Source organism: Verminephrobacter aporrectodeae subsp. tuberculatae At4 (assembly GCF_000193225.1).
Lineage (GTDB): Bacteria > Pseudomonadota > Gammaproteobacteria > Burkholderiales > Burkholderiaceae_C > Acidovorax > Acidovorax aporrectodeae.
Genome location: NZ_AFAL01000524.1, coordinates 1 through 2,295 on the forward strand (window position 1 = coordinate 1; position 2,295 = coordinate 2,295).

Annotated in this window: 2 protein-coding genes and 1 pseudogene; all 3 read left to right on the top strand. The window is 71.2% G+C overall.

Translation table 11 applies throughout. The annotated features are described in order from the left end of the window. On the top strand, window positions 1-918 hold a 918-nt coding region (locus tag VTU_RS0117760; RefSeq protein WP_010106687.1), incomplete at its 5' end, for a PQQ-dependent catabolism-associated beta-propeller protein. Between the two features lie 5 nt (window positions 919-923). Continuing rightward, a complete protein-coding gene (locus VTU_RS0117765; RefSeq protein ID WP_010106688.1) occupies window positions 924-2,138 on the top strand; it encodes a type 1 periplasmic-binding domain-containing protein in 1,215 nt (404 codons plus the stop codon). Beyond that, a pseudogene (locus tag VTU_RS28005) lies at window positions 2,120-2,295 on the top strand (ABC transporter permease); the annotation flags it as partial. The gene VTU_RS0117765 and the pseudogene VTU_RS28005, both read left to right, overlap by 19 nt.

Consider the following 2,295-nt stretch of genomic DNA (forward strand, 5'->3'; position numbering starts at 1 on the left):
TGCTTCGCGCAGGCGCAGGGCACGGCCTACGTGTCCAGCGAGAAGGACGACGCGCTGACGCTGATCGACCTGGGAACGCTCAGCGTGAAGGGAACGATCCCGACCTGCAAGCGCGCGCGCCATATCCAGCTGACGCCGCAGCGCCTGCTGATGGTGGCCTGCAGTTCCTCGAACGAGGCCGACCTGATCGACCCCGCGAGCGGCAAGTCGGTGCGGCGCATTCCGCTCGGCGACGAGCCCGAGGCCTTCGACCTGTCGCCCGACGGCAAGACCATTTACGTCTCCAACGAAGACGCGGGCGAGGCGAGCTTCATCGACGCGGCCAGCGGCAAGCAGCTGCGCTCAGTGAAGGTCGGTGAGGAGCCGGAAGGCGTGAAGGTCAGCGCCGACGGCAAGACCCTCTACGTCACGTCCGAAGTCGCGAGCCTGGTGCACGTGATCGACACCGCGAGCGGCAAGCTGCTCAAGAACATCCGCGTCGGCAAGCGGCCGCGGCGCATGGCGATCACGCCCGACGGCAAGGAGCTATGGGTCACGAACGAGCTGAGCGCGAACGTGAGCATCGTCTCGACCGCCACGCACGAGGTGATCGGCAACCTGAAGTTCGAGGTCAAGGGCGCGCGCGCCGCGGACATCACGCCGGTGGGCATCACGTTCACGAAGGACGGCCAGCGCGCCTTCGTCGGACTTGGGCGGGCGAACCACGTGGCCTTCGTCGACGTGCCCGGCCGCAAGGTCAGCGCCCTGGTGCTGGTCGGCAAGCGCGCGTGGAACGTCACGCTCGACCAGGCGCAGGCGCGGCTCTACGTGGTCAATGGACTGAGCGACGACGTGACCGTCGTTGACGTGGCCGGCGCCAAGGCCATCAAGAGCATTCCCGTGGGCCGCGTGCCCTACGGGCTGGTGATCGTGGAATGACGCCGATGCGCACAGCACGTTTCCTCCCCCGATCCGCCGGCGCGCTGCCGGCGTGGCTCCATACCGCGCTCTGCGCCCTCTGCGCGCTGAGCACCCTGGGCGCTGCGGCGGCGGTGAGCGCGGCGCAGCTCCGGGCCACCCTGATCACGCCCGAGGACGATCGCCGCATGGAGCGCAGGCGCGTCGAGCGCGCCTACCTGGGGCACCCCGGCGGCCCGCTCGCCGACGGCCTGCGCGTGGCGCTCGACGAGGCGCAATTCGAGCTCGAAGCGGCGGGCTCGCAGGTGCTTCTGGCCAGCGCTTCGGCGGGCTCGATCGAGGCCGCGCGCGCGGCGGCGGTGGCGGCCGAGAAGAACGGCGCAGCCGTGCTGCTGACCGACCTGCCCGCCGAGTGGACGCTCGCGGTGGCCGACGCAGTGAAACTGCCGGTGCTCAACCTGAGCGAACCCTCCGACCGCCTGCGCCAGCAGGACTGCCGGGCGCGTCTGTTTCACCTCATCCCCAGCGAGCGCATGCGCAGCGACGCGCTCGCGCAGCTGCTGGTAGCGCGCAAGTGGAACAAGCTGCTCCTGCTGGTCGGCGCGAACGCGCAGGACGCGGCGCGCGCGGCGACGGCGCAGGCGTCGATCCGGCGCCATGGGCTGCAACTCGTGGCAAGCAAGCCGTTCAAGCTGTCGGCCGACCCGCGCGAACGCGATCTGGCGAACCCGCTGCTGTTGACGGCAGGCAGCAGCTACGACGCCGTGTGGGTGATCGACAGCGACGGCGAATTCGCGCGCACGCTGCCCTACCGCACCGTGCTGCCGCGCCCCGTGGTCGGCGACGCTGGCCTGCTCGCGCTCGCCTGGCACGCGCAGTTCGAGCGCTACGGCGCGCCGCAGGTCGCGCGCCGCTTCGCCAAGGCAGCCAAGCGCCCGATGCAGGCGCAGGACTGGGCCTCCTGGATGGCCGGCAAGGCGCTCGCGGCCACGGCCGTGGCGGCGCCCAAGGGAACGCCCGCGGTCTGGGCGCAGACGCTGGCGCAGGTCACGCTCGACGGCTCCAAGGGCGTGGGCCTGGGTTTCCGGCCCTGGGACGGCCAGCTGCGCCAGACCATGCTGCTCAGCGACGGGCAGGGCGTGATCGCGCAGGCACCGCTCGAGGGCGTTCTGCATCCGGGCAATGCGCTGGACACGCTGGGCGCAGACGCACCGGAGACACTGTGTCCGGCGCGCCGCTGAGACGGCACGGCGCGGCGCACGCGCTGCAGGCGCTGCGCGCCATCGTGCTGCGCGAGACACTCAAGTTCGTGCAGCAGACCGGCCGCCTGGTATCCGCGCTGGTGCGCCCCTTGCTGTGGCTGGCCGTGTTCGCCGCGGGGTTTCGCAACGTCTTTGG

Bases quoted from the DNA above. Each gene is read 5' to 3' on its own strand.
- VTU_RS0117765 (WP_010106688.1), top strand. From the start codon at position 924: ATGCGCACAGCACGTTTCCTCCCCCGATCCGCCGGCGCGCTGCCGGCG.